22 protein-coding genes are annotated in these 21,862 nt (G+C 68.5%); 12 read left to right on the top strand and 10 right to left on the bottom strand.

Going from position 1 to position 21,862, the window contains the following annotated elements:
* Positions 1-42: 42 nt before the first annotated feature.
* Positions 43-687, top strand: coding sequence for a ferredoxin Fer (fer, locus tag HALNA_RS21305; RefSeq protein WP_049935014.1), 645 nt, complete (start codon positions 43-45; stop codon positions 685-687).
* Here the strand turns inward: fer and HALNA_RS20820 are convergent.
* A complete protein-coding gene (locus HALNA_RS20820; protein WP_049935015.1) occupies positions 684-1,568 on the bottom strand; it encodes a PGF-CTERM sorting domain-containing protein in 885 nt (294 codons plus the stop codon). The two genes, fer and HALNA_RS20820, sit on opposite strands and share 4 nt — an antisense overlap.
* Before the next feature lie 114 nt (positions 1,569-1,682).
* Here HALNA_RS20820 and HALNA_RS03590 point away from each other — a divergent pair, with 114 nt between their 5' ends.
* Positions 1,683-2,060 (top strand): hypothetical protein, encoded by a 378-nt coding sequence (locus tag HALNA_RS03590; protein WP_049935016.1) that lies wholly within the window; start codon positions 1,683-1,685, stop codon positions 2,058-2,060.
* Here HALNA_RS03590 and HALNA_RS03595 read toward each other — a convergent pair whose 3' ends face one another.
* Both HALNA_RS03595 and HALNA_RS03600 read right to left on the bottom strand, forming a co-directional pair.
* A complete protein-coding gene (locus HALNA_RS03595) occupies positions 2,061-3,101 on the bottom strand; it encodes a disk-shape morphogenesis protein volactin (protein ID WP_157573433.1) in 1,041 nt (346 codons plus the stop codon). It lies immediately after the preceding gene.
* 121 nt (positions 3,102-3,222) lie between these two features.
* Positions 3,223-4,155 (bottom strand): DUF7139 domain-containing protein, encoded by a 933-nt coding sequence (locus HALNA_RS03600; RefSeq protein ID WP_049935018.1) that lies wholly within the window; start codon positions 4,153-4,155, stop codon positions 3,223-3,225.
* 182 nt (positions 4,156-4,337) lie between these two features.
* Between HALNA_RS03600 and HALNA_RS03605 the strand changes: the two genes are divergently transcribed.
* A complete protein-coding gene (locus HALNA_RS03605; protein ID WP_049935019.1) occupies positions 4,338-5,603 on the top strand; it encodes an aryl-sulfate sulfotransferase in 1,266 nt (421 codons plus the stop codon).
* A 30-nt stretch (positions 5,604-5,633) separates the two neighbouring features.
* Positions 5,634-6,278 (top strand): NUDIX hydrolase, encoded by a 645-nt coding sequence (locus HALNA_RS03610; RefSeq protein ID WP_049935020.1) that lies wholly within the window; start codon positions 5,634-5,636, stop codon positions 6,276-6,278.
* A gap of 45 nt (positions 6,279-6,323) precedes the next feature.
* Here HALNA_RS03610 and HALNA_RS03615 read toward each other — a convergent pair whose 3' ends face one another.
* Positions 6,324-8,258: an aldehyde ferredoxin oxidoreductase family protein gene (locus HALNA_RS03615; protein WP_049935021.1), complete on the bottom strand. Its 1,935-nt coding sequence runs from the start codon at positions 8,256-8,258 to the stop codon at positions 6,324-6,326.
* A 201-nt stretch (positions 8,259-8,459) separates the two neighbouring features.
* On the opposite strand from HALNA_RS03615, the gene HALNA_RS03620 reads away from it, so the two are divergent.
* Both HALNA_RS03620 and HALNA_RS03625 read left to right on the top strand, forming a co-directional pair.
* A complete protein-coding gene (locus HALNA_RS03620; protein ID WP_049935022.1) occupies positions 8,460-9,530 on the top strand; it encodes an archaeosine biosynthesis radical SAM protein RaSEA in 1,071 nt (356 codons plus the stop codon).
* Between the two features lie 98 nt (positions 9,531-9,628).
* Positions 9,629-11,848 carry a hypothetical protein gene (locus tag HALNA_RS03625; protein ID WP_049935023.1) on the top strand — a complete coding sequence of 740 codons (2,220 nt, stop codon included), beginning with the start codon at positions 9,629-9,631 and terminating at the stop codon, positions 11,846-11,848.
* Positions 11,849-11,920: 72 nt separating this feature from the next.
* On the opposite strand, the gene purQ is transcribed toward HALNA_RS03625, so the two are convergent.
* The 3 genes from purQ to HALNA_RS03640 are packed head-to-tail and all read right to left on the bottom strand — an operon-like array spanning position 11,921 to position 13,924.
* Complete coding sequence (gene purQ, locus HALNA_RS03630; protein WP_049935024.1) at positions 11,921-12,613, bottom strand: phosphoribosylformylglycinamidine synthase I; 693 nt, start codon at positions 12,611-12,613, stop codon at positions 11,921-11,923.
* Positions 12,610-12,861, bottom strand: a complete 252-nt coding sequence (purS, locus tag HALNA_RS03635) for a phosphoribosylformylglycinamidine synthase subunit PurS (protein ID WP_049935025.1) — start codon at positions 12,859-12,861, stop codon at positions 12,610-12,612. The genes purQ and purS overlap by 4 nt, the downstream gene beginning before the upstream one ends.
* 49 nt (positions 12,862-12,910) lie before the next feature.
* A complete protein-coding gene (locus tag HALNA_RS03640) occupies positions 12,911-13,924 on the bottom strand; it encodes a phosphoribosylaminoimidazolesuccinocarboxamide synthase (protein WP_049935026.1) in 1,014 nt (337 codons plus the stop codon).
* A gap of 94 nt (positions 13,925-14,018) precedes the next feature.
* On the opposite strand from HALNA_RS03640, the gene HALNA_RS03645 reads away from it, so the two are divergent.
* From HALNA_RS03645 to rnhB, 4 genes are all read left to right on the top strand, one after another.
* A complete protein-coding gene (locus tag HALNA_RS03645) occupies positions 14,019-14,546 on the top strand; it encodes a DUF4112 domain-containing protein (protein WP_049935027.1) in 528 nt (175 codons plus the stop codon).
* A gap of 34 nt (positions 14,547-14,580) precedes the next feature.
* Positions 14,581-15,876 carry a tRNA pseudouridine(54/55) synthase Pus10 gene (locus tag HALNA_RS03650; protein WP_049935028.1) on the top strand — a complete coding sequence of 432 codons (1,296 nt, stop codon included), beginning with the start codon at positions 14,581-14,583 and terminating at the stop codon, positions 15,874-15,876.
* 23 nt (positions 15,877-15,899) lie between these two features.
* Positions 15,900-16,439: a peptide-methionine (S)-S-oxide reductase MsrA gene (msrA, locus tag HALNA_RS03655; RefSeq protein ID WP_049935029.1), complete on the top strand. Its 540-nt coding sequence runs from the start codon at positions 15,900-15,902 to the stop codon at positions 16,437-16,439.
* Positions 16,440-16,636: 197 nt separating this feature from the next.
* Entirely contained in the window at positions 16,637-17,275 is a 639-nt protein-coding gene (gene rnhB / locus HALNA_RS03660) for a ribonuclease HII (protein ID WP_049937946.1), read from the top strand.
* Here rnhB and HALNA_RS03665 read toward each other — a convergent pair.
* The gene (locus HALNA_RS03665; RefSeq protein ID WP_049935030.1) at positions 17,272-18,834 is read right to left on the bottom strand and encodes a preprotein translocase subunit SecD; all 1,563 of its coding nucleotides are present in this window, start codon (positions 18,832-18,834) and stop codon (positions 17,272-17,274) included. The genes rnhB and HALNA_RS03665 overlap by 4 nt on opposite strands.
* Positions 18,834-19,709 (bottom strand): protein translocase subunit SecF, encoded by an 876-nt coding sequence (gene secF, locus HALNA_RS03670; protein ID WP_049935031.1) that lies wholly within the window; start codon positions 19,707-19,709, stop codon positions 18,834-18,836. The genes HALNA_RS03665 and secF overlap by 1 nt, the downstream gene beginning before the upstream one ends.
* A 120-nt stretch (positions 19,710-19,829) precedes the next feature.
* Between secF and HALNA_RS03675 the strand changes: the two genes are divergently transcribed.
* Positions 19,830-20,522 (top strand): helix-turn-helix domain-containing protein, encoded by a 693-nt coding sequence (locus tag HALNA_RS03675; RefSeq protein ID WP_049937947.1) that lies wholly within the window; start codon positions 19,830-19,832, stop codon positions 20,520-20,522.
* Positions 20,523-20,580: 58 nt separating this feature from the next.
* Positions 20,581-21,381, top strand: a complete 801-nt coding sequence (locus HALNA_RS03680; RefSeq protein WP_049935032.1) for an alpha/beta fold hydrolase — start codon at positions 20,581-20,583, stop codon at positions 21,379-21,381.
* Positions 21,382-21,384: 3 nt separating this feature from the next.
* On the opposite strand, the gene HALNA_RS03685 is transcribed toward HALNA_RS03680, so the two are convergent.
* Positions 21,385-21,858, bottom strand: coding sequence for a DUF5812 family protein (locus HALNA_RS03685; RefSeq protein WP_049935033.1), 474 nt, complete (start codon positions 21,856-21,858; stop codon positions 21,385-21,387).
* Positions 21,859-21,862: the final 4 nt, after the last annotated feature.

The raw sequence follows: 21,862 nt of genomic DNA on the forward strand, positions 1-21,862 counted from the left end.
GGCGATCCGTTCTTTTATTCCCCTCACGCCCTACCTCTATTCGTGGACGATCCGTTCGAGGTTTTGGGTGTCGATCCGGATGCCGGTGACGCCGACATCGACGAGGCCTACCGCCGTCGCGTTATGCAGACGCATCCGGATCAGGGCGGGTCGGCGCGTGCGTTCCAGCGGGTGAAAGACGCCTACGAACGGATTCTGGCGATGGAGAACGGCGGGGCGGGTGACCGCGACGACGCCGAGGCGGTCGACCACCACCACGACGCCGGGTCCCGCGTCGAGTATCTGAACTACGAGGTGATCGCGGACCGTGGGTGGTCGATCGATGACGACGACCTGTTCGCTATCGCGGCCGACGCCGACCTCGATTCCGAAGATTACGGCGAGTTCCTAGTCGCTCCCGGGGAGACGCTGCTCGAAGCCGCGGAAAACAGGGGATTCGCGTGGCCGTACGCCTGCCGGGGTGGCGCGTGTGCGAACTGCGCCGTCGCCGTCGTCGAGGGCGAGATGACGGTGCCGATCGATCACGTGCTCTCGACCGAGATGACCGAGCGCGGCATCCAGCTATCCTGCATCGGCGCGCCGGCGACGGCCGAGATGAAGGTCGTCTACAACGTCAAACATATGCCCGAACTCGACGAACTCCGCCTTCCCGCGTACCGCTTCGAGCGGACGCGCTCGGTCGACTAACGCCGACCGAGGAGCGCGATAGCCAGGAGCGCGAGGAGGGCGGCGACGACGCCGAAACCGGGACCGTCACCGACGGTCGTCCCGGTGAACGGCGTCGGACTCGCCGTGACGGTGGGTGTCGCCGTCGGCGTCGCGGTGGGCGTGGGCGTGGCCGTCGCGGTGGGCGTGGGCGTGGGCGTGGCCGTCGCGGTGGGCGTGGGCGTGGGCGTGGCCGTCGCAGTCGGCGTGGCCGTCGCCACCTCGCCGCGGACCCGAACGGTCGCCGTCGCGTTGCCGGCGTCGATGTCGCTCCCGACGGCGGTGACGGTGTAGGTGCCCGGCGTCGGCGTTCCGAGGTCGACGGTGATGCGTTCGCCACTCGTCGTGATACGGCTGGTGGCGACTTCGTCGCCCGACGGCCCCACGACGGTGATGTCGAGTCTGTCCGCGTCGTCGAAGTTGTATCGAGCCAGGATCGTCAGCCGGTTCAGATCTTCGGGGTCACCCTGACCGTCGGTGACGGCGACCGACCGCTCGTCGCGGAGTTCGAGCGTGGAGACCTCCGGTCGACTGACTCGAACGTCCGCCTGCACGTCGCTGTCGTTTTCGGCGTAGTAGGCGCCCGAACTGACGCCGTCGAAGTCGGCGTTCGCCGGGTCGACGGTGAACGACTCCCCGCCCCCGACGGCGACGAACGTCGTGGAGGCGTTTCCGATCGTTCCACCGCCGGAGAGTCGGACCGACGAGATATCCAGCGTCTCGCTGGCGTACACCTGAACCGGCGGGTCCGTCGCCGCCGGTTCGTCGCGGGGTTCGCTCACGGCGACGACCGGCAGGGCAACCGCACCGACGAGGAGGGCGACGACGGCGGCGACCGTGGTGAGTTTCGTGTGGAGTAGCACTGCTCCGATATTCGTCCAACTGACATATAAATGTGGACCACGGGGGCCGTGTTCGCGGCGGTGATGTCGTCACGCGGGGGGAAGGCTAAATAGGTGGGGCGGAAATCCGGAGGTATGGACTGCCCGCAGTGTGAGGGGACACTCGCCACGTACGCCCTGGGCGGCCGGGAGGCGTCCGTCTGCGAGGACTGCGGCTACGTCGGTATCGCGGCCGAACACCGCGGCGACCCCCGGTCGGTCGAGTCGTGGGACGACGCACTCCGCCGATTCTACCGCGCCCACGGGGGCGACGGCGCGCCGAGTGTCGAACTCGAACCGCCGCTCTCGCGGCCCGCCCGCTCGGCAAACGAGTCGTGGGACGACGCGCTCAGACGGTTTTACGCCCGGCAGGGGGCGCCGTTGCCCGACGCCGTCGACGAATCGGACGACGAATCGGACGACGGTACCGTCGACGACGGCGACGGCGTCGAGGCAGACGCCGGCGGTCGATAATCAGTCCTCCGCGGGCGACTCCTGGGCCTGCCGGCCGCCGCTACCGCCCTCGCCGTCTTCCTGTTCCTCGTCGGATCGGGCGGCCACGAGGGCGCCGCGGGCGACGCTGTAGAGCGGTTCGTCGACGCTTTTCACTTCGCTGATCGAGAACGGAATCGAGGCGTCGCGCAGGTGGTCCTCGAACAGTTTCTCGAAGCCGCGGGGGCTGGAGGTGCCGCCGGTGACGACGACGGGCACGTCCAGGTCCTCCTCCACGTCCTCCTCGTCGACTTCGCGGGCGATGTTCTCGATGACGTAGTCGAGCAGGTTTTCGTAGTAGATGGCCAGCGCACCCTCGACGCCGCCCACGTCGGTTCGGAAGTCGAGTTCGAAGTCGTCCTCTTTGATCGAGGTGACCTTGTCGACGGGCGTTCCGGTGGCCTGCGCGGCCTGTTCGTCGATCCAGTCGCCGCCGCGGGCGATAGAGAACTTCATAACCGGGACGGCGTAGTACGACAGGCAGACGTTGGTCATGCCCGCGCCGAAGGAGACGCCGAGACCCGTGAAGTTGTGGTTGGCGAGTTCGGAGTAGATGACCGCCATCCCCTCGTTGATCGGCTCCGTCTCGTAGCCCATGTCACCGAGCATGGATTCGAGGGTCTTCTCGTGATAGAGCGTGGAGAGGTTGGAGTCGATGGGGTCGGCGGGCGAGGAGAAGTAGAGGCGCTCGCCGGGGTGGTTGGGCTGGCCCACGACCTGTTCGGTGATGAGCTTGATCATCGGAATCGCCGAGGACTCCTCGGAGGAGAGGATGCCGTGTTGCATCGGGCGGCGCGTCTCCTCGTTGAAGATGTTCGCGAAGTTGAGGGCGTCGTCGCCGACGACGTACACCTTGTCGTCCTTCCGGATGTGGAGGACGTCGCTCCGCGAGAGCATCTGCTCCGCCATGTCGGAGTACTCGATTTCGACGAAGGAGTTGCGCTGTTGGACGAATACAGTCTCCGCACCCTCCTGCTGTGCCGAGATGAGATTCATAGTGCCGACGTCTAGGCCTTTAGCCATACGCGTGTCATGCGCCGTAGCCATCATAAACGTTCGCCCAAGTGTTCGACCGCTTACCTAGGTCTGACGGGCGTCAGACGGTCGAATTCGGCGAGTTCCGGGATCGAGTGACGGGGAGCAGTCACGACGAAAATAGCCGTTTCGCCCGGTCGATGAGGCCCGCCTCGTCCTCGGTTGCGACCTCTTCGGCCTCCTGCTGTTTCCGGAGTTCGGTCAGCGCTGCCGTCTGGTCGTCGACGCCCGTCGACGAGTCCGTGTCCTGCTCGCGTCCCTGCAGTTTCCGCAGGTTCGACAGCGCGTCGTCGACGTTGCTCCCCGAGGAGCGGACGGTCGTCGCCTCCGCGTTCTCGAACGCCTCGCGGTCGACCTCCACGCCCGGCGTGTTGAGTTCGAGGCGCTTGGTGTTTTTCCGGTTGACGCCGCCCCACGACAGGTCGGCGTCGGCCATCGCTTCGTCGATGTCGCGGCGCACCTGCTCGTCCGATACCGTCTCGCCCGGCCCGTTCGCACCGCCCGCGCCGTCTGTCCCCCCGGCGTCACCGGCGCCGGCGCTCACCTCGGTCGCGCGCTCTCCCGGCGTCGCGCGTTCGACCTGATGACCGACCAGCGCTGCCCCCGTCGCGCCGACGACGGCCACCAGGCCGACCGCGTAGATGGCGACGCCCTGCGCGCTGTAGTCCGGCGTCCGCGCCACGTTCCAGTTCATCGGGTACGTGGCGACGAACAGTCCGACCGCGACGAGACAGACCGCCAGCCCGCCGACCGCGGCGTACGTCATCCGCTGGTCGGCGGGAAGGAGGACGACCATCCCGAGCAGGATGACGGGAAAGCCCACCGACGCGGCCACCATCGCCACCTCGCGGATCGCCCACGCCGGCGTCCCGCCGCCGCTCATCGCCGCCGACAGCAGGAAGACGGCGATACCCACGGCGCCGAGGGCGATGCCGCCAAAAAAGAGCGCGAACCCGAGATAGACGTCCGTCTCCGTCTCGGGATCGCCGATGTACCGCTCGTACCACTCGAAAAGGACGTTGTCGGGGGTACCGTCCGTCATTGGGTGGCTCTACAGGCTCGACCCACATGACTGTTGGCGCCCCGTCTGACGCGGGTCTGACGGCGGTCACTCGCTGACCGTCGGTGCCGGCGCCGCCACTCGTCCGGCGTCACGCCGGTCATCGGGGATGGGGGACCGCGTATCCGAAGGCTTATCATCGCCACTCGACACCCGGCCACTAGATGCCCTCCCGGTTCGGAATCGGCGACCTCCTCGTCGCCATCGGCTGTTGCTGTCTCCTCGCGACGGTCGTCGTCGGGGCGGCGCTCTCGCCCACGACGACCGGCGCCTCGTCGCCAGACGCCGACAGCTCCCGCACCCTCCTCGGCGTCCAGGGTGTCGGCAGCTACCACGAGGGCGGCTCCGTCCGCTTGCTCGACGGGGACGAAGAGCAGTGGCGGGTGTCGACGGGTCTCGTCTACTTCGACGTGACCCGACTCGACAACGGCTCCGTCCTTGCGAGCTACATGGACGACGGTTACGAGGACTGCGGCCCCTATCCGTCGACCTGTCACCGGACCGGCTTCCGGATCATCGATCCCGACGCCAGTCCGTCGCCCGAAGTCGTCTACGAGTGGTCGTTCCCGGTGCGCAACCGGGTCGCGAGCGAAGTTCACGACGTGGAGCCCCTCCCCGATGGCGGGTTCGTCGTCGCCGACATGGAGTACGAACGCGTGTTCGTCGTCGAGGACGGCGAAGTGGCGTGGCAGTGGAACGCCAGCACTCGCTACGACGGCCCCGACGACCCGACGACACGGGACTGGCTCCACATCAACGACGTGGATCGGATCGGTCAGGGACGCTTTCTCGTCTCCGTGCGCAACGCGAACCAACTGGTCGTCCTCGAACGCGGCGAGGGGGTCGTCGAGGTGATCAACGCCGACCGCGACGACGACACCGACGACGACGGCCTGGTCGGCGATCCGTCCGTCCTCCACCGCCAGCACAACCCCCAGTGGCTCGGCGACGGTGCCGTCCTCGTCGCCGACAGCGAGAACCACCGCGTGGTCGAACTTCACCGGAACGACGAGGGGGTCTGGGAGCCCGTCTGGGTGCTCGACGGCGCCGCCGGCCAGAAGTTCGACTGGCCGCGCGACGCCGACCGCCTCCCCAACGGTAACACGCTGATCACCGACACGCGCAACGCCCGCCTCGTCGAGATCAACGCCACCGGGGGCGTCGTCTGGACCCACCAGCTCGACTACCGCGCCCTGCCGTACGAGGCCGACCGCCTGCCTCAGGGCGAACCCGTCGGCGCCCCCACTTACGGCGACACGCCGGCCGACGGCGTCGAGACGGGCGCCAGCGTGCCGATCCTCACCCCCCTGCTCCGCCTGATCAGCGCCGGCGTTCGGCTTCCGCTGTGGGTCGGCGAGATTCACCTCCTCGCGACGCTCGTCTCCCTCGGCCTCGTCGGGACCGGCCTGCTCGTTCGGCGGCGGAACTAGCTTTTTCCGCCGCCGTCTCTCACCCGAGGTATGGACGAGGATATCCGGTGGGAGACGACCGACTCGGCCGTCGACTACACCTGTCCCGGCTTCGACGTGCGCCGCGACGAGGTGACCCTCCCCGACGGCACCGAAACCGACTATCATTACGTCGACGAGCCCGAAGCGGTGGTGATCCTCCCTGTTACCCCCGACGGCGACGTGGTGCTCATCGAGGAGTGGCGACAGGCGGTCGGGCGGGTGAACCGCGGCCTCCCCGCGGGCTCCGTCGAGGACGAGGACGGCGATTTGGCGGCCGCCGCACGGCGCGAACTCCGCGAGGAGACGGGCTACGAGGCCGCGGAGGTGTCCCCGCTGTGCTCGGCGGAGCCGACGAACGGCATCGCCAATGCCGTCCACCACCACTTCGTCGCGCTCGGCTGTACCCCCACCGCCGAGCGCGACCTGGATTTCAACGAGAGCATCCGCGTCGAGACGGCCGACTACGACGCGGTGCTCGCGGCGGCACTGGGCAATGCGGCGCCACGCGCCGCTGGTAGTCGGCCACAGACCGACGACGACGCGGAACGCATCCCCGGTCGATCACAGGCCGACGGCGTGTCCCTCCGCGACGGTCGGGCGATGCTCGCGCTGTTGCAGTACGAACTGCGGTACGGCGTCAGTTCGGGGCCGTAGCTACCGGATCGGAAAAAATGAAGGAATCGTGGGCTGATCGCCGGGTTAGTCGTCGGCCGGAGCCTGACCGCCGGAGCCGGAGACGCCCGTGCCCGGACCCGCGGTGATGTCGAGGTCCTCGAGCGTCTCGTCGGTGACGACGCCGTCGACCCAGCCACGGTGGCTGTAGTACTCCGCTTTCATCTCGGCGAGTTCGCAGAGTTCACCCTCGGAGCCGCGCTGGCCCGGGATGGCTTCCTCGTCGCCCTCGACGAAGCGACCCGGGAGCGAGTCGTCCGAGCCGTCGAAGCCGGCGAGGTTGTTGTAGTAGCGTTCGAGGTTGTACACGCGCTCACCGGCCGTCATGAGCTCCTCCTCGGAGAGGTCACGGCCGGTCATGCCGTTGTACTGCTTGATGTACTCCTCGATGCCTTCCGCGAACGCGTTGAACTTGCAGATGTCAAAGGAGTCCGAGATGGCGTGGAGGTCCTGGAAGGTCGCACAGAGTTCGCCCTTGCCCTCCCACTCGTAGGGATCGACCTTCTCCGGGATGCCGAGAATCTCGGCGGCCGGCGTGTAGCCGCGCAGGTGGCAGGCGCCACGGTTCGAGGTGGCGTAGCCGATGCCCATACCCTTCATGCAGCGCGGGTCGTAGGCGGCGATGGTCTGGCCCTTGACGTCGAGACGGCAGTCGTGAGCGTCCATCTCCTCGGCGGCGCGTTCCGCGCCCATGGCGAGCAGGTCGCCCAGGTCGCTGGAGCGGCGGCCGGTCTCCTCGATGAGGTCGATCATGTGCTCCTCGTCGCCCCAGTCGATGTCGTCGTCGAGGTCGTCGAGGTAGCCCTTCTCGGTCATCTCCATCGCCATGGCGAACATATTCCCCATGTCGATGGTGTCGAGACCGACGTCGTTACAGCGGTCGATCATGACCGCGATGGAGTCGCGGTCGTCGTTGCTGGAGTTGGTGCCGAGGGCCCACGCGCTCTCGTACTCGTAGGACTCCATCCGGACGTTCATGTCCTCGCCCTTGTGCTGGTAGTTGACCTCGACTTCCTTCTTACAGGCGACGGGGCAGGAGTGACAGGTCGGCTCGTCGACAAGGATGTTCTCGCGAACGTTCTCGCCGCTGATCTTCTCGGCCTCGACGTCGGTGCCTTCGACCTCGTTCATCGCGAAGGAGGACGTGTACTGCCCGTTTTTCGTCGGGTGACCGTCCATCTCCTCCGTGATGTTCATGAGGACGTTCGTACCGTACATCGAAAGCGCACCCTCGTTGGGCGCGGTCACGTCTGACTCCTGGATGACCTGCATCGCCTGCCGGGCACCCTCGCCGAACGTGTCGGAGTCCGCGGGCTTGGGCATCTTGGTGCCGGATTTGACGACGACGGCCTTGAGGCCCTTGTTGCCCATCACACAGCCGGTACCGCCACGGCCCGAGGACCGGTCGTCCTCGTTCATGATGCAGGCGTAGCGAGCCTCGTTCTCGCCGGCCGGACCGATGGCCATACAGGAGAGGTTCTTCCCGTAGGACCCGTCGATCTCTTCTTCGAGGATCTCCTGGGTCTCGTGGACGCCCTTACCCCAGAGGTGAGAGGCGTCACGGAGTTCGACCTCGCCGTCCTCGACGACGGCGTAGACCGGCTCCTCGGACTGCCCGTCGAAGAGGAGGCCGTCGAAGCCCGACCACTTGAGGCGGGCCCCCGACCAGCCGCCGTGGTGGGAGTCGGTGACGGTCCCCGTGAGCGGGGATTTCGTACAGACCGCGATCCGGCCGCTCATGACGGCCTGCGACCCGGTCAGTGGCCCGGTCATGAACGCGAGTCGGTTGTCGGGACCCAGCGGGTCGACATCCGGTCCGGCGTCGAAGACGTATTTTACGCCGAGACCGCGTCCGCCGATGTATTTTTTCGCGTCCTCGTCGTCGATGCTCCGATAGGACACATCGCCGGACCCGAGGTCCACCTGTGCTACGTGATCTCTGAAACCGCCTAAGTCTGTCATGGTAACGTACGTTAGTTTATTACGTCTCCAAGAGGTTAGTCGTTGCTTCGGGGATGTAATTACATCCAGTTACGTGACCCGTTCAGGGCGGCTCCGTGTGGCGAAAAGTAGCCACGACTCCCCTTATCGTTCCGGACAGTCCGGGCACCACGCCGTGCCGGCCCCGAAGCCGCTTTACGCGTCGGCGGGCTACCCCCGACAATGAGCGAGCCGAGCCCCGACGTGTACGAACGGGGAAAGGGCATGGACGCCCACAATCAGGTGATGCGGGAGATTCGGTCCCGCAAGGAGAAACGCTACGACCCACACGAGCCGACGCGGGTGTGGATCGACGAGGATCGGACGCCCGACGGTGTTTACCAGTCGCTGACGATCATCCTCAACACCGGTGGCTGTCGCTGGGCGCGGGCCGGCGGCTGTACCATGTGTGGCTACGTCGCCGAATCCGTCGAGGGTGGGTCGGTCACCCACGACGCCCTGATGGATCAGATCGACGCCTGTCTCGCCCACGAGGCGGAGAACGCCGCCGACGAATCCGACTTGATCAAAATCTACACCTCGGGCTCCTTCCTCGACGAACGCGAAGTCGGCGCCGAGACGCGCCGGGCCATCGCCGACACCTTCGCCGACCGCGAGCGAATCGTCGTCGAATCACTCCCCGACTTCGTCGACCGCGGGAAACTCGTGGACTTCACGGATCGGGGCCTCGCGACCGACGTGGCGATCGGTCTCGAAACCGCCACCGATCGCGTCCGTCACGACTGTGTGAACAAGTACTTCGATTTCGAGGACTTCGTCGTGGCGACCGACGAGGCGGCGGCCGCCGGCGCGGGCGTGAAGGCCTACCTCCTCATGAAGCCGCCCTTCCTCTCGGAGGCGGAGGCCGTCGAGGACATGGTCGCTTCGATCCGACGCTGTGCGGAGTACTGTCACACCGTCTCGATGAACCCCTGTAACGTCCAGCGGTACACGATGGTCGACGACCTCTACTTCCAGGGGGGCTATCGGCCGCCGTGGCTCTGGTCGGTCGCCAAGGTGCTCGAACGCACCGCGGACGCCGACGCCATCGTCGTCTCCGACCCCGTCGGCGGCGGGAGCGACCGCGGTCCCCACAACTGCGGCGAGTGTGACGAGCAGGTCGAACGCGCGATCAAGGACTTCAGCCTCCGCGGCGACCCCGCCGTGTTCGAGCAGGTGTCCTGTGACTGCGAGGCGACGTGGGAGACGGTCGTCGGCGAGGAGACGGGGTACGCGATGCCGCTGGCGCGGTAGCCCCAAAACATTTCGTTCGGCACCCGCAGTAGCCAGTATGTCACGAATCGCGCCGTCGACGGTCGTCCCGCGCCGCCCCACACCCCCCGACGCAACCGATGGTCGATTCTGACGACGCCGGCCTCCGCCGCCGGTCGCTCCTCGGCGCCCTCGCCGGGACGAGCACCGCGGCCCTCGCCGGCTGTCCGAGTGGCGGTGGTCCGAGTACCGATACGCCGGACGGCCACGGCAACGCCGTCGACACCGACACCGACACGCCGACCCAAACACCCTCCGCCGAGCGTGCTCTCGAGTTGGCCGAACGGTTCGCCCCCGCGCTCACGTTCGACACTGCCGAGCGGTGGTTCCCGACCGATCCCCGTCCGTACACGAGCGGCCGCGATGGCGAGACGGTCGTCGACGGCTTCGACGCCTTCGACGGCTACACGGCGGCGTTCGCGGAGTCGGGCGAGCCGCCGGCGCCGACGGTGTTTTACCACGTCGTCGAGTACGCCGAGTCGCCGCTCGCCGCCGTCCAGTTCTGGTACTACTCGGCGTTCGACCAGTTCACGACCAACTTCCACTGGCACGACTGGGAGGTGTTACACGTCTTCGTCGACACCGACTCCGACGAGCCCCAGCTGTTCGTCGCGAGTTCACACTCCACTCGCGTCCCCAACAACGAGTTCCTCGACCCGGACCCCGACCGCGTCCCCCGCATCCTCTCCGAACTCGGTTCACACTCTAGCGCACTGTCGCTGAACAACCGGCCCAACAGCTTCCAGCGGCTCCCCCTCGACGACCTGCCCGCAGACATCACGAACCGTGCGGTGGGCGCCGTCGAGGCGCTGGCCGAACTCCCGGCGGCCTACGGCCTCCCCCGCGACGAGGGGCTCCGCCTTCCCTACGTCGTCCCCGAACTCGACGGCGTGCCCATCTACGACCACGAGCGACTCCCCACCGTCACCCGCGAGTCGCTCGTTCCCGAGGCGCTGACGATTCGGTCGTTCGACGCCCTCTCCGAACCGCCCACGGACCTCCCGGCGCGGGAGACGGGTATCGTCTTCGGCTACGAGGGGCGACCGACCCCGGACGCCGACATCGACGTGACCTACGACCTCGTGCCGACGGCGGAACTGGAGGACATCTCGACGTTCACCGGCCCGCAGTTGAGCTTCGAGTTCGCCGTCCCCCAGTTCGCGGAGGACGCCATCGCGAGCCACATCACCACGGCCGGCACGCCGTGGGCCCAGGAGCGGTACGCCGATCCGGCGGTCGACATCACCGAACCGGCCCATCGAGCGGCGCTCTCCGACCGCTACGACGCCATCGACCCGCCCGGCCCGATCAACGACGTGATCGCGACGGTTAGCCAGGTGATCCAGTCGCCGGACGCCCCCGACAGCGCGGGCGTGACGACGACGGAGACGGCCGTCGAAGCCATCGCTCTCCTCCGGAGCGACCCGGTCGCCGCCCCGACGTTCCGTGGCGTGTCGGTGTTCCGCGGCGTCGAATCCGGTTCCCACCGCCTGACGGTCAACGCCCCCGGACTCGCGCCCCACGAGGAACCGGTCGAGGTGGGTGACGGGGGCGCGAACACCGACACCGACACCACCGCCACCGCGACGGCGCCCGAGTCCGACACCGTCCGAACGACGGCTCTCGCCGGCGTCGACGGCGAGATTCCCCTCGTCGCGAGCGCGGACGCCGCCAGACTCGAACTGAACGCCGACGGGACGGAGGCGGAGTTGACCGCCGTCACCGTCGCCGACGACTTCGGTGGCCGGCTGTACGAGGCGACCCTCGACGGCAACGACGCCGTCTACGTCCACCGCGCCGGGGCGTACACGACGGAGGTCAGGGATACCGACGGTGCGATCGGTGCCTTCCGCGTCAACCCGGCCGAGGCCGCGCCGGTGCGGATCGAGCGCCCGCGGACGGGCAAGGCGTCGCTCGCGTCCTTTGTCGCCGACATCACGGGCGAGACGGCGGATCGTCTCGCGTCCATCGGCAGCGACGACGAGGAGGACGGCGACGCGTCGGCCCCCGGGGACGCCGCCCCCGGCGCCGCTAGCACGACCAACACCCTCGGTGGCCTGCTCCGCGCGCTGGAGGCGGTCAGCGGCGCGGCGGAGCGGGCGGCCGAACGGGCCGAGGGAGGTGACCGGCGCGGAACCGATCGGGCGCTGGAGACGCTCGCCTCGAACCTCCAGCGCGCCGTCGAACGGTTCGACGGCCTGCGCGATACGCTCCCCGACCCCGAGGCCGCCTCGGCCGACCGCGGGTTCCGGCAGGCACAACGCCGTACCAACCAGGCCATCGCCTCGGAGAAACTGTAGGTAGGGTCACCCTGACGGCCGGATGCGCGCCGGTCGATCCGACCGAGACGGAGATGCGGGCTGCGGTTCGAATCAGACCTCCGCCAGCGCCGCCTCGAACCCGCGAAGCAGGCCGGCGCCGTCCGTCCCGCCGAGATCCGGGAGCGTCGCGCGTTCCGGGTGAGGCATCATCACGGCCACCGTCTCCCGGTCGCCGAGGACGCCCGCCACCGATCCCCGTGAACCGTTGGGGTTGGCGTCGTCGGTGACGGCGCCCTCAGAATCGCAGTAGCGAAGCAGGATCCGATCCTCGTTCACGAGGCGGTCGTACGTCTCGTCGTTCGCCTCGAAGCGCCCTTCGCCGTGGGCGATGGGGAGTTCGAGTACGTCGCCCTCGTCGTACGCGCGGGTCCACGGCGTGTCGGCGTTCTCGATGCGGACGTGGACGCGCTCACACTGGAAGCGTGCGCTCTCGTTGATCGTGAACGCGCCGGGCGTGAGGCCGGCTTCACAGCCGATCTGGGCACCGTTACAGACACCGAGGACGGGGACGCCACGGCTTGCGGCCTCGCGCACGTCTTCGAGGATCGGGGTCCGGGCCGCCATCACGCCCGCGCGGAGGTAGTCGCCGTAGGAGAAACCGCCGGGGAGCATCACGCCCGTCGCGTCGGCGGGCAGGCCGTCCTCGTACCAGACGCGTTCGGCGTCGATACCGAGATGCGTGAGCGCGCGCACTGAGTCACGGTCGCAGTTGCTCCCGCCGAACTGGATCACCGCGACCGTCATCGCTCCGTGACCCCAACCTCGTAGTCGTGGATGGTCGGGTTCGCGAGCAGTCGCTCCGCCATCTCGTCGGCGCGTTCCTCGGCCGCGGCGACTGATTCGGCGTCGAGGTCGATCTCGAACCGGTCGGCCGACCGGAGGTCCTCGAGTTCGAACCCGAGTCGTTCGAGCGCGCGCTGGGTCGTCTCCGCCTCCGGATCGAGGACGCCCCGCTTGAGTCGCACCGTGACCGTCGCGGTGTATGCCGTCATCGCCCGACCGTCGGTGGCCGGGCGCAAAAGCCGTTTTGGAGTCGTCGTCCTACAGGTTTCGCACCGCGTCCACCGCGTCCCCGATGTCCGGCGCGTCGAACCACGCGCTGCCCGTGTAAGCGTTCGCCCCCGCCGCGTACATATCGGCGACGGCGGTGATCACGCTTTCGGGAAGCGGGTTGGGTGCCACGTCACACAGCGGTCGCCAGTCGGCCACGCCCTGTCGGTCGGCCGCCGCCTTCGCCTCGCCCACCGCCTCGACCCACTCGGGGTGGGCCCGCTTGTAGTACTGACGCACCACCTCTTTCGACACCTCCTGTCCCGCGTAGGCGAAGCGGTTCTCGTCGAACGTCCCCACCACGTCCGCCACCCGAACCTCGCCGTCGACGTAGCAACACTCGATCTTGCCATCCTCGTGGACGAAGCCCGTTTCGGCCGCTCGGTCGGTGACGACGCGGTTCACCTCGCGCGCCAGGTCGTCGAGGGCGTCGACGTCGGCGGCGCCCGCGATGCGTTCGGCCTCGCTTCGGTCGAGATACCGGTCCTGCTCCTCGTATTTCGTCGAGAACTCGACGACCGGCTCCGGCAGGTCGACCGGCCCGTCCGGCCACGAGTCGTGGTCGAGGCCGTAGTTGCTCGGCTCGCCACGGGTCCGGAGACTCGACCCCACGGGCACCGTGTTTCGGAAGACGATTTCCAGGGGGATCAGGTAGTTCGTGCCCGCCGCGCCGTGGTAGGCGTCGTAGTCGTACGCGCCCGCGGAAAAGGGCAGGTCCGGCACCTGCACGAGTTCGATGGCGAGTTCGCGCGGCGCCGCCTCGGCGTCGTCGAGGGGCACGGCGTCGGGGCCGACGCCACGGTAGTGGGTGGGGACGCCCGCGGCCTCCAGCCGTTCGAAGTTGAACGCGCCCATCGTACAGAGGCTGCGGCCCTTCTCCGGAATCCGGTCGGGCATCGCCCCCCAGTCGAAGACGGAGTAGTCGTCGGTGAAGGCGAAGCGCCCGCGCCCCGTCGCCGCCGCCGTGGGTTCGTGCTCGACGCGGAACTCCTTGACGCTGGTCATACTGAGGGACGCGGCGCCCGCCGGCAAAAGCGATTCGACCCGTCCGGCTCGGCGGACCCCCGATGCTTTTACCCCGGCGCCCGTCGGCTGACCCGTGCCCGGCGCCTCGCCCGACACCTCGGATGTCGACGCGTCCGGCGTCACCGTCGATTCCGACCCCGTGACCGATGTCGACCTCCGGCGCCTCCGCGACCTGAGCTACCTGCTCGACGACTCGATCCGGCTCCCCGGCGGCTACCGGATCGGCATCGAACCGCTGATCGGCCTCCTGCCCGTCGTCGGCGACGGCGTCGGCCTCGCCATCTCGGCGTACGTCTTCGCCGTCGCCGCCCGCGCCGGCGTCCCGCGGGCGACGCTCGGCCGCGTCGCCGTCATCCTCTGGCTCGACGCCGTCGTCGGGAGCGTCCCCCTCCTCGGCGACCTGTTCGACGCCTACTGGAAGGCGAACCTGCGGACGGCGAACCTGCTCGACGCCCGCGTCGCCGACCCCGCGAGCGCGGTCGCCGACCGCCGGTATCTGCGCCGGGTAGCCGTCGTCGCCCTCGCTCTCACGCTCGTCGTCGTCGCCGTCGTCGTCGCCCTCGCGTGGTGGGCCGCGACCCGGGTCGGCGTGATCGGATAGCAAGACAGTTACGCGCGCCGACCCCGACTCCGGTATGAGCCTCCTCGACGACGCCCGCCGCCTCGCCGCGACCGGCCCGGTGTGTGATGCGTGTCTGGGGCGCGTCTTCGCCGACCGGAGCTTCGGGTTGACCAACGCCGAGCGTGGCCGGTCGCTCCGCGTCGCCGCCGCCATCGACGACGACGAGCCGTTCGACCCCGTCGACCGTACGGACTGCTGGGTCTGTGAGGGCCGCTGTGCCGACTTCGACGACTGGGCCGAACGTGCCGCCGAGTCCGTCGACGGCATCGAGTTCGACACCTACCAGGTCGGCACCCGCACGCCGCCCCTGATCGAGGAGAACGAGCGCCTGCTCCGCGAGGAGGTCGGCGCCGATCCCGACGCCGGCGAGGCGTTCAAGTCGGAGTTCAACCGCGAAGTCGGCAAGCGCGTCGGCCGCCGCACCGGCACCGAGGTGGACTTCGAGCGCCCGGACGTGCAGTTCGTCCTCGATTTGGACGCCAATCGCGTGGAGACGACGATCAACTCCGCGTTCGTCTACGGTCGCTACCGCAAGCTCGAACGCGACATCCCCCAGACGGAGTGGCCGTGTCGGGAGTGCGACGGGAGCGGACGGCAGGGGAGCCAGCCCTGCGATCACTGCGGCGGGTCGGGCTATCTCTACGACCGGAGCGTCGAGGGGCTGACCGCGCCCCTCGTCGAGGACGTGATGGACGGCGTCGACGCCACCTTCCACGGCGCCGGCCGCGAGGACGTGGACGCCCGGATGCTCGGCACCGGCCGGCCGTTCGTCGTCGAGGTGAAAGAGCCCCGGCGCCGCGATATCGACGTGGCGCGGCTCGAATCCGACATCAACGCCTTCGCCGACGGCGCCGTCGAGGTGGAGGGGCTTCGCCTCGCCACCTACGAGATGGTCGAACGGGTCAAGCGACTGGACGCGAGCAAGACCTACCGCGCCGCCGTCGAGTTCGACGACCCGGTCGACGCCGACGCCCTCGCCGACGCCGTGGCGGCACTCGACGGCGCGACGGTCGAGCAGTACACGCCCCGGCGGGTCGACCACCGCCGGGCGAACCTGACCCGCACTCGCGAGGTGTACGACATCTCGGGCGACCTCGACGATCCGACCCACGCCACGGTCGAGATTCACGGCGCCGGCGGCCTCTACGTGAAGGAACTCGTCTCCGGCGACGACGGGCGGACGGAGCCCAGCCTCGCCGGACTGCTGGGCGTCGGCGCGCGCGTCACTGCCCTCGACGTGCTCGCCGTGGCGGGCGAAGACGAACCGTTCGAGGACGAGGCGTACTTCGCGGAGCCGCCGGGTACATAGTCGTCCGGTGCCTACAAGCCTGCATGACGGACGATCACGCACTCGCGACGCTCGCGGGCGGCTGTTTCTGGTGTCTCGAAGCACCGTTTCAGGAACTTCGCGGCGTCCACGCCGTCACCTCCGGCTACGCCGGCGGCGACACGCCCGATCCGACCTACGAGGCGGTGTGTTCCGGGTCGACCGGCCACGCCGAAGTCGTCCAGGTCGAATACGACCCCGACCGCATCTCCTACGCCGACCTGCTGGCGGTCTTTTTCGCGCTCCACAACCCGACCACGAAGGACCGACAGGGGCCGGACGTGGGCTCGCAGTACCGCTCGGCTATCTTCACCCACGACGACGACCAGCGGGTGGTTGCGGAGGCGACGGTCGAACGCCTCGCCGACGACTACGACGACCCCATCGTCACCGAAGTCGAGCCACTGGAGACGTTCTATCCCGCCGAGGACTACCACCAGGACTACTACGCCAACAACCCCCAGCGGGCGTACTGTCAGGTGCAGGTCCGGCCGAAGCTACAGAAGGTTCGCGAGCAGTTCGCGGCACAGGTGGCCGAGGACTGATAGAGAGTACTGTCAGTCATCGCCGGTGGGTCGGAACGGGTCGGCGAACCACCGGTAACCAGTTACAGTAAACAGTATGAGACAATCCGTCGTCACTCCGCCGGGCGCCGTCCTCGATGGCGATGGCGTTTCGGACGGGCTCCCGTGCCGTCGACTTCGACCCAAACGGCTTTGATGCGGTCCGCACACCAGCCGGTATGCAGATCGGTGCCGACGAGGCGGGCAAGGGGCCGGTGCTCGGGCCGATGGTCGCGGCGGCGGTCCGGGCGCCGGCCGACGCGGTTCCCGACGCTGTCGACGACTCGAAACGGCTCGCGCCGGCCCGTCGAGCGACGCTGGCCGACAGGCTCCGGAGCGACACTGCCGTCGATGTCGGCGTCGCCGTCGTCCCGCCGGCCCGCATCGACGATCCGGAGACGGACATGAACTCGTTGACCGTCGCGGCACAGGCCGAGGCGGTCGCGGCGGTGGCGGCCGAGGGCGACGCCGTGACCGTCGACGCGGGCGACGTGGACGCCGAACGGTTCGGGCGGCGGGTCGCCGAGGGCGTCGACGCCGCAGTGACGATGCGGTCCGAGCATCGCGCCGACGAGACACACGCCCACGTCGCGGCGGCGAGCATCGTCGCCAAAGTCGAGCGTGACGCCCGTATCGATGCGCTCGCGGACGCCTACGGCGAGGTGGGCAGCGGCTATCCGAGCGACGAGCGGACCCGGGCGTTTCTGGCCGCGTACGTTCGCGAGAACGGATCGTTGCCCGACTGCGCGCGGGCGTCGTGGTCGACCTGCGACGACGTGCTCGCGGCCGCCGAGCAGTCGTCGCTCGCGGACTTCTAACTGTCCCGCGTCAGCAGCGCCCGCAGGATGTCACCGTACGCCGGGCGCGTGAGCAAAACGCCCACGACGACCCCGAGGATGGTGAAGATGGCAAAGCCCTGCAGGTCGCCGAGCGAGAGGACCGCGAGCGGACTCATCGCGATGATGGTCGTCGCGGCGGCGGCGCCGATGACCCAGAACGCCTTCTTGAACCGGGACTGGAAGACGCGGCGACTGTTCACGTCGCCCTCGGCCATCACCTCGTCGGCGATGATGATGAGGTCGTCCACCCCCGTCCCGATGACGGCGATGAAGCCGGCGATGACCGAGAGGTCGAGCGGGTAGCCGATGCCGGCCGCGAACCCGAGGAGGATCACCACCTCCGAGAGCGCGGTGACGACCATCGGCAGGGCCACCTCGAGTTCACCGTAGCGGACGAAGACGACGCCCGAGACGGCGAACACCGCGATGATCCCGGTCAACAGCGAATCGGTTCGGAACTGCTGGCCCTGACTCGGGGAGACAAACGAGGAGGTCCCCGCACCGTCCGGCCCGATGTCGAGGGGCGCGGGGAGCGCGCCGGCGCGCAGGTTGATCGCCACCTGTCGCGCCGCGCTGAAGTTCCGGGTCTGCAGGATGAACCGGGGGTCCTGTGCCCACTCGCCGGAACGCATCCCGGACGCCAGCCCCGGGCTCATCCCGAAGGAGTTGACGACCTGTCCGTCGACGATCAGCAGGAGACAGGCGTCGGTGCCGTTGGGGTTCGTCGTGTAGGAACATCGCGAGCCGCCCTGGCTTGCGAGGCCCGTCCGAATCATCGCCTGCTGGAACTCGGGGGCGACGCTCTCGCGCACCACGACCGGGACGTTCGGCAACTGACCCTCGCCGCCCTGCTGGGCGTTACCGATGCTCTGGAAGTCGTCCTGTTCGAGCACAGTCCGCTGTTCGTATCCGCTGTCGGTCGGGTAGTAGGCGTCGACGCGGACGCTCCCGCGCTGGTTCACCAGGTCGACCACGCGCTGACGGTTCTCGTCCGGCACCTCGATGAGGATGTAGTTCTCACCCGTCGGCGTCTGAATCTGCTGGACGGTCCCGCCGGAGAGGCCCGCCTCGTTGATCTTGTTCGAGAGGATGTCGACGGCCTGGGCGCGCGTCTGCTCGGTGACGCCCTCCCGCGTCTCCTCGTAAGTATACCCCGCGGCTTCGAGGGCGTTCCCGAGGTCCTGTGGGCTCACGCCGTCGATGGTCACCTCGACCGTGCCCCCCGTCTGGGATGTCGGGCGGACGATGACGTCGGCGACGGTCACGCCGTCGAGTTCGCCGGCCACGGCCTGCTCTATCGCCGGCGGCTGATCGCCGCCGAACTCGACGCCCTCGGCGGTGACGCCCACCAGCGGCGCGCGGATGCGCGTCCCGCCGGAGAGCTGCAGGCCGTACTGGAGATTCGTCACCCCGCTACTCGCGAGGCCCGCCGCGTCGCTGCCGTCCTCGGCCATCGTGGGCGAAAATAGCGCGAAGAGGCTGCCCACGAGCACGAGGATCAGGAGGATGACCCGCCAGTTCTCACGGACCGTACCCATCAGTTCCCCACCCCCTCGTATTTGTACCAGCGAAGGAGGCTCAGGTTGAGCATGTAGGTGTTCAGGAGGTCAGTCGTGAGTCCGAACACGAGGACGGTCCCGATGGCGGCGAGGAGTTGGATGCCGAACAGCGTCGCCACGATGGTCATGACGACCATCGCCGCGAGCGACGTGAGCGTCATGGTGACGCCGGTCCGCATCGCCCGGTACGTCGACTCGTAGAACCCGCCCGACCGCCTGAGGATGTGGTTGTTGAGCAGGATGTCGGAGTCGACGCTGTACCCGATGATCATGAGGAGCGCAGCGACGGTCCCCAGCGTGAGTTCGATGCCGAGGACGTTCATCAGCGCCACCGGGATCACGATGTCGGAAAACGCCGAGATGACGACTGCTATCGAAGGCACGAACGTCCGGAACATGAGGAAAACGAGCGCGCTCATGCCCAGGAAGGCGAAGGCGACGCCGCCGAGGGCGAGCAGTTGCGTCCGCGACCCGAAGGAGGGCGAGACGGTGTAGCTCGACGCCACCTCGAAGCCGGCCGCTCGCGCCTGCTCTTCGAGCGCCGAGACGCCCACCTCCTCGGTCTGGAAGGTCAGAATGTAGGTGTTGTCGGAGGGCACGCCCCGGATCGACTCGGGTGCGGGATCGAACGCCGCCCGTATCTGCTCGCGTGCCTGCCCGTCCGGTGCGTCGACGGCGACCCGAAGCTCGGCGCCGCCGGTGAATTCGAGGCCGGGATTGACCGGCACGCCGGTCGCGACGTACCACCCTGCGATGATCAGGAGGGCGATGGCGAGCACCGCGAGTGGCACCGCCGCGAGCTGGCGATTCGTGTACCGGGTGTAATCGATCTCCGGTACTTCGAACGCTACCATGTCCGCCGGTCCAGCCCGACGCCTACTAAGCCTTCTTATGTCCGCCGGAACGGACGGTCCCGGCGGCGCGTCCGCGTGTCCATCGACACGCCCATTATCGCCGCCGTTCGTCGGACGCGTATGGGACTTGTCGCCGAGTACGCGATCCCATGTGACGGCCTGCCGCTCGTCGGCGTCGCGGCCGCCGTCCCCGACGCGACGCTGGAGGTGGAGATTCAGTTCAACCACGGCGCCCGCCCCCCGTTTCTCGTCTACGCGACCCACGACGACCACGCCCCGATCGAACGGGCGTTCGAGCCGTCGGACTTCGTCGACCAATATGTGCTGGTAGGGCAGGCGGGCGAGACGCGGCGCTATCAGGTGCGGCCGGCAGTCAGCATGAAGGCCCAGCTGGGCGACCATCTCGACGACCTCGACGACCTCCGGGCGCTGGCGACGGCCGAGGCGATCGTCGAACGGATTCGAGTGACCCCGACGGGCTGGGTGCAGACCGGCTGGTTCGCCGACCGAGCGGCGTTCGACGAGTTTCGGACGTTCTGGGTGCGCAACGACTGCTTCGCGCTCCGGCGACTCACCCGCGACGGCGACCCCGAGCCACCGGGCAACGGCCTCACCGACCGCCAGCGCGAGGCGCTCCGCATCGCCTACGAGATGGGCTATTTCGAGGTTCCACGGCGCGCGTCGCTCGACGACGTGGCCACCGAACTCGGCATCTCCGCCTCGGCGCTCTCCGAACGCCTCCGCCGAGCCCAGACGCGGGTGATCGAGACGACCGTCGCCTCGACGTGGCCGCCGTTACCCGACGGGACATAAACGGCCTCACGACTGAGAGTGAGACGTAGGCCGCCGGGCGACGAACCCGGAGTCGCCGATGCCAACTGTAACGTCCCCGGACGGTACACGGATCGCGTACGAACGACACGGCGACGGCCCGCCGCTCGTCTGCCTCCACGGCGGGCTGACCCGGCGCTACTGGGACCCGCTCGTCCCGCAGTTCGCCGACGACTACACCGTGATCAGGCCGGATCGACGTGGCCGCGGCGAGAGCGAGGACGCGGACGCCTACAGCATCGAGCGCGAAGTCGCGGACGCCCGCGCCGTCATAGAGGCGGTGGACGGCACGCCCGTGCTGTTAGGCCACTCCTTCGGCGGCCTGCAGGCAATCGAGACGGCCCGCGACACCGCCGTCGCGGGCGTCGTCGCCTACGAACCGGCCTATCTCGTCGACGACTACCGCGCCGAAGCCGACCTGGCGGCGCGGATGCAGGCCCGTCTCGACGCCGGCGACCCGCACGGCGCAACGAAGCTCCACCTCCGCGAAGTCCTCCACGGCGACGATGTCGACGACCTGGACGCGTGGCTCGACGACTGGCCGGTCTGGCCCGCACCCGTCGACCACGTCGAGAACACGATCCGAATGAACCGCGCGCTCGAAGATCACCCGCTGCCCGAGACGCTCGACGTGGACGCACCCGTCCTCCTGTTGACCGGGAGCGAGGGGCCTGCCCACCTCCGCGAGAGCGTCCGCGCCGTTCACGACGCCCTTCCCGACAGTCGCCTCGTCGAGTTCGCGGGCGTGGGACACAGCGGGCCGACCGAAGCCCCCGACCGCACCGCCGAAGCGGTGGGTGACTTCGCCGACGGCGTGACGCCGACGCCGCCCCGAACGTAACCCCTACGGCAGGTATCGAACGCTCACCACGCCCGGCTCCGAGCGCACGACCACGCGCTCGACGCCGAGACGCGCCGCCCGCGACCGGAGGCCGTCTTCGTCGTCCAGTACGTCCGCGACGGCTGCTTCCGTCTCCGACTCCGGGACCGTCAGCACGTGAATCTCGCCCGTTCCCGCCCGTTCCCGTTTCGTGAGTTCCCCCACGGCCCCCTCGGCCGCAATCTCACGTTCGTGTGTCGTCGGGGCCTCGGAACTTTCCTCGACGCTGATCGACCACTGCTCGGCCACGTCGACGAGTCGCCATGCGACTTCGAGCGGCGGTTCCGGCGCGACCGTACCCTCGACGGCGTCGCCGGTTTCGACCCCCGGATTCGTCGCCAGCGTGTGTACCTGTCCGTCGTCCACGTCCGCGAGGACGGCCGAATCGTCGTCGGCCGCCGTGACGAGGAAGGTCCCCGTCTTCTCGTCGTCGGTCATAGGT

Origin of the sequence: Haloplanus natans DSM 17983, assembly GCF_000427685.1 — an archaeon.
In the GTDB taxonomy this organism is placed as follows: Archaea; Halobacteriota; Halobacteria; order Halobacteriales; family Haloferacaceae; genus Haloplanus; species Haloplanus natans.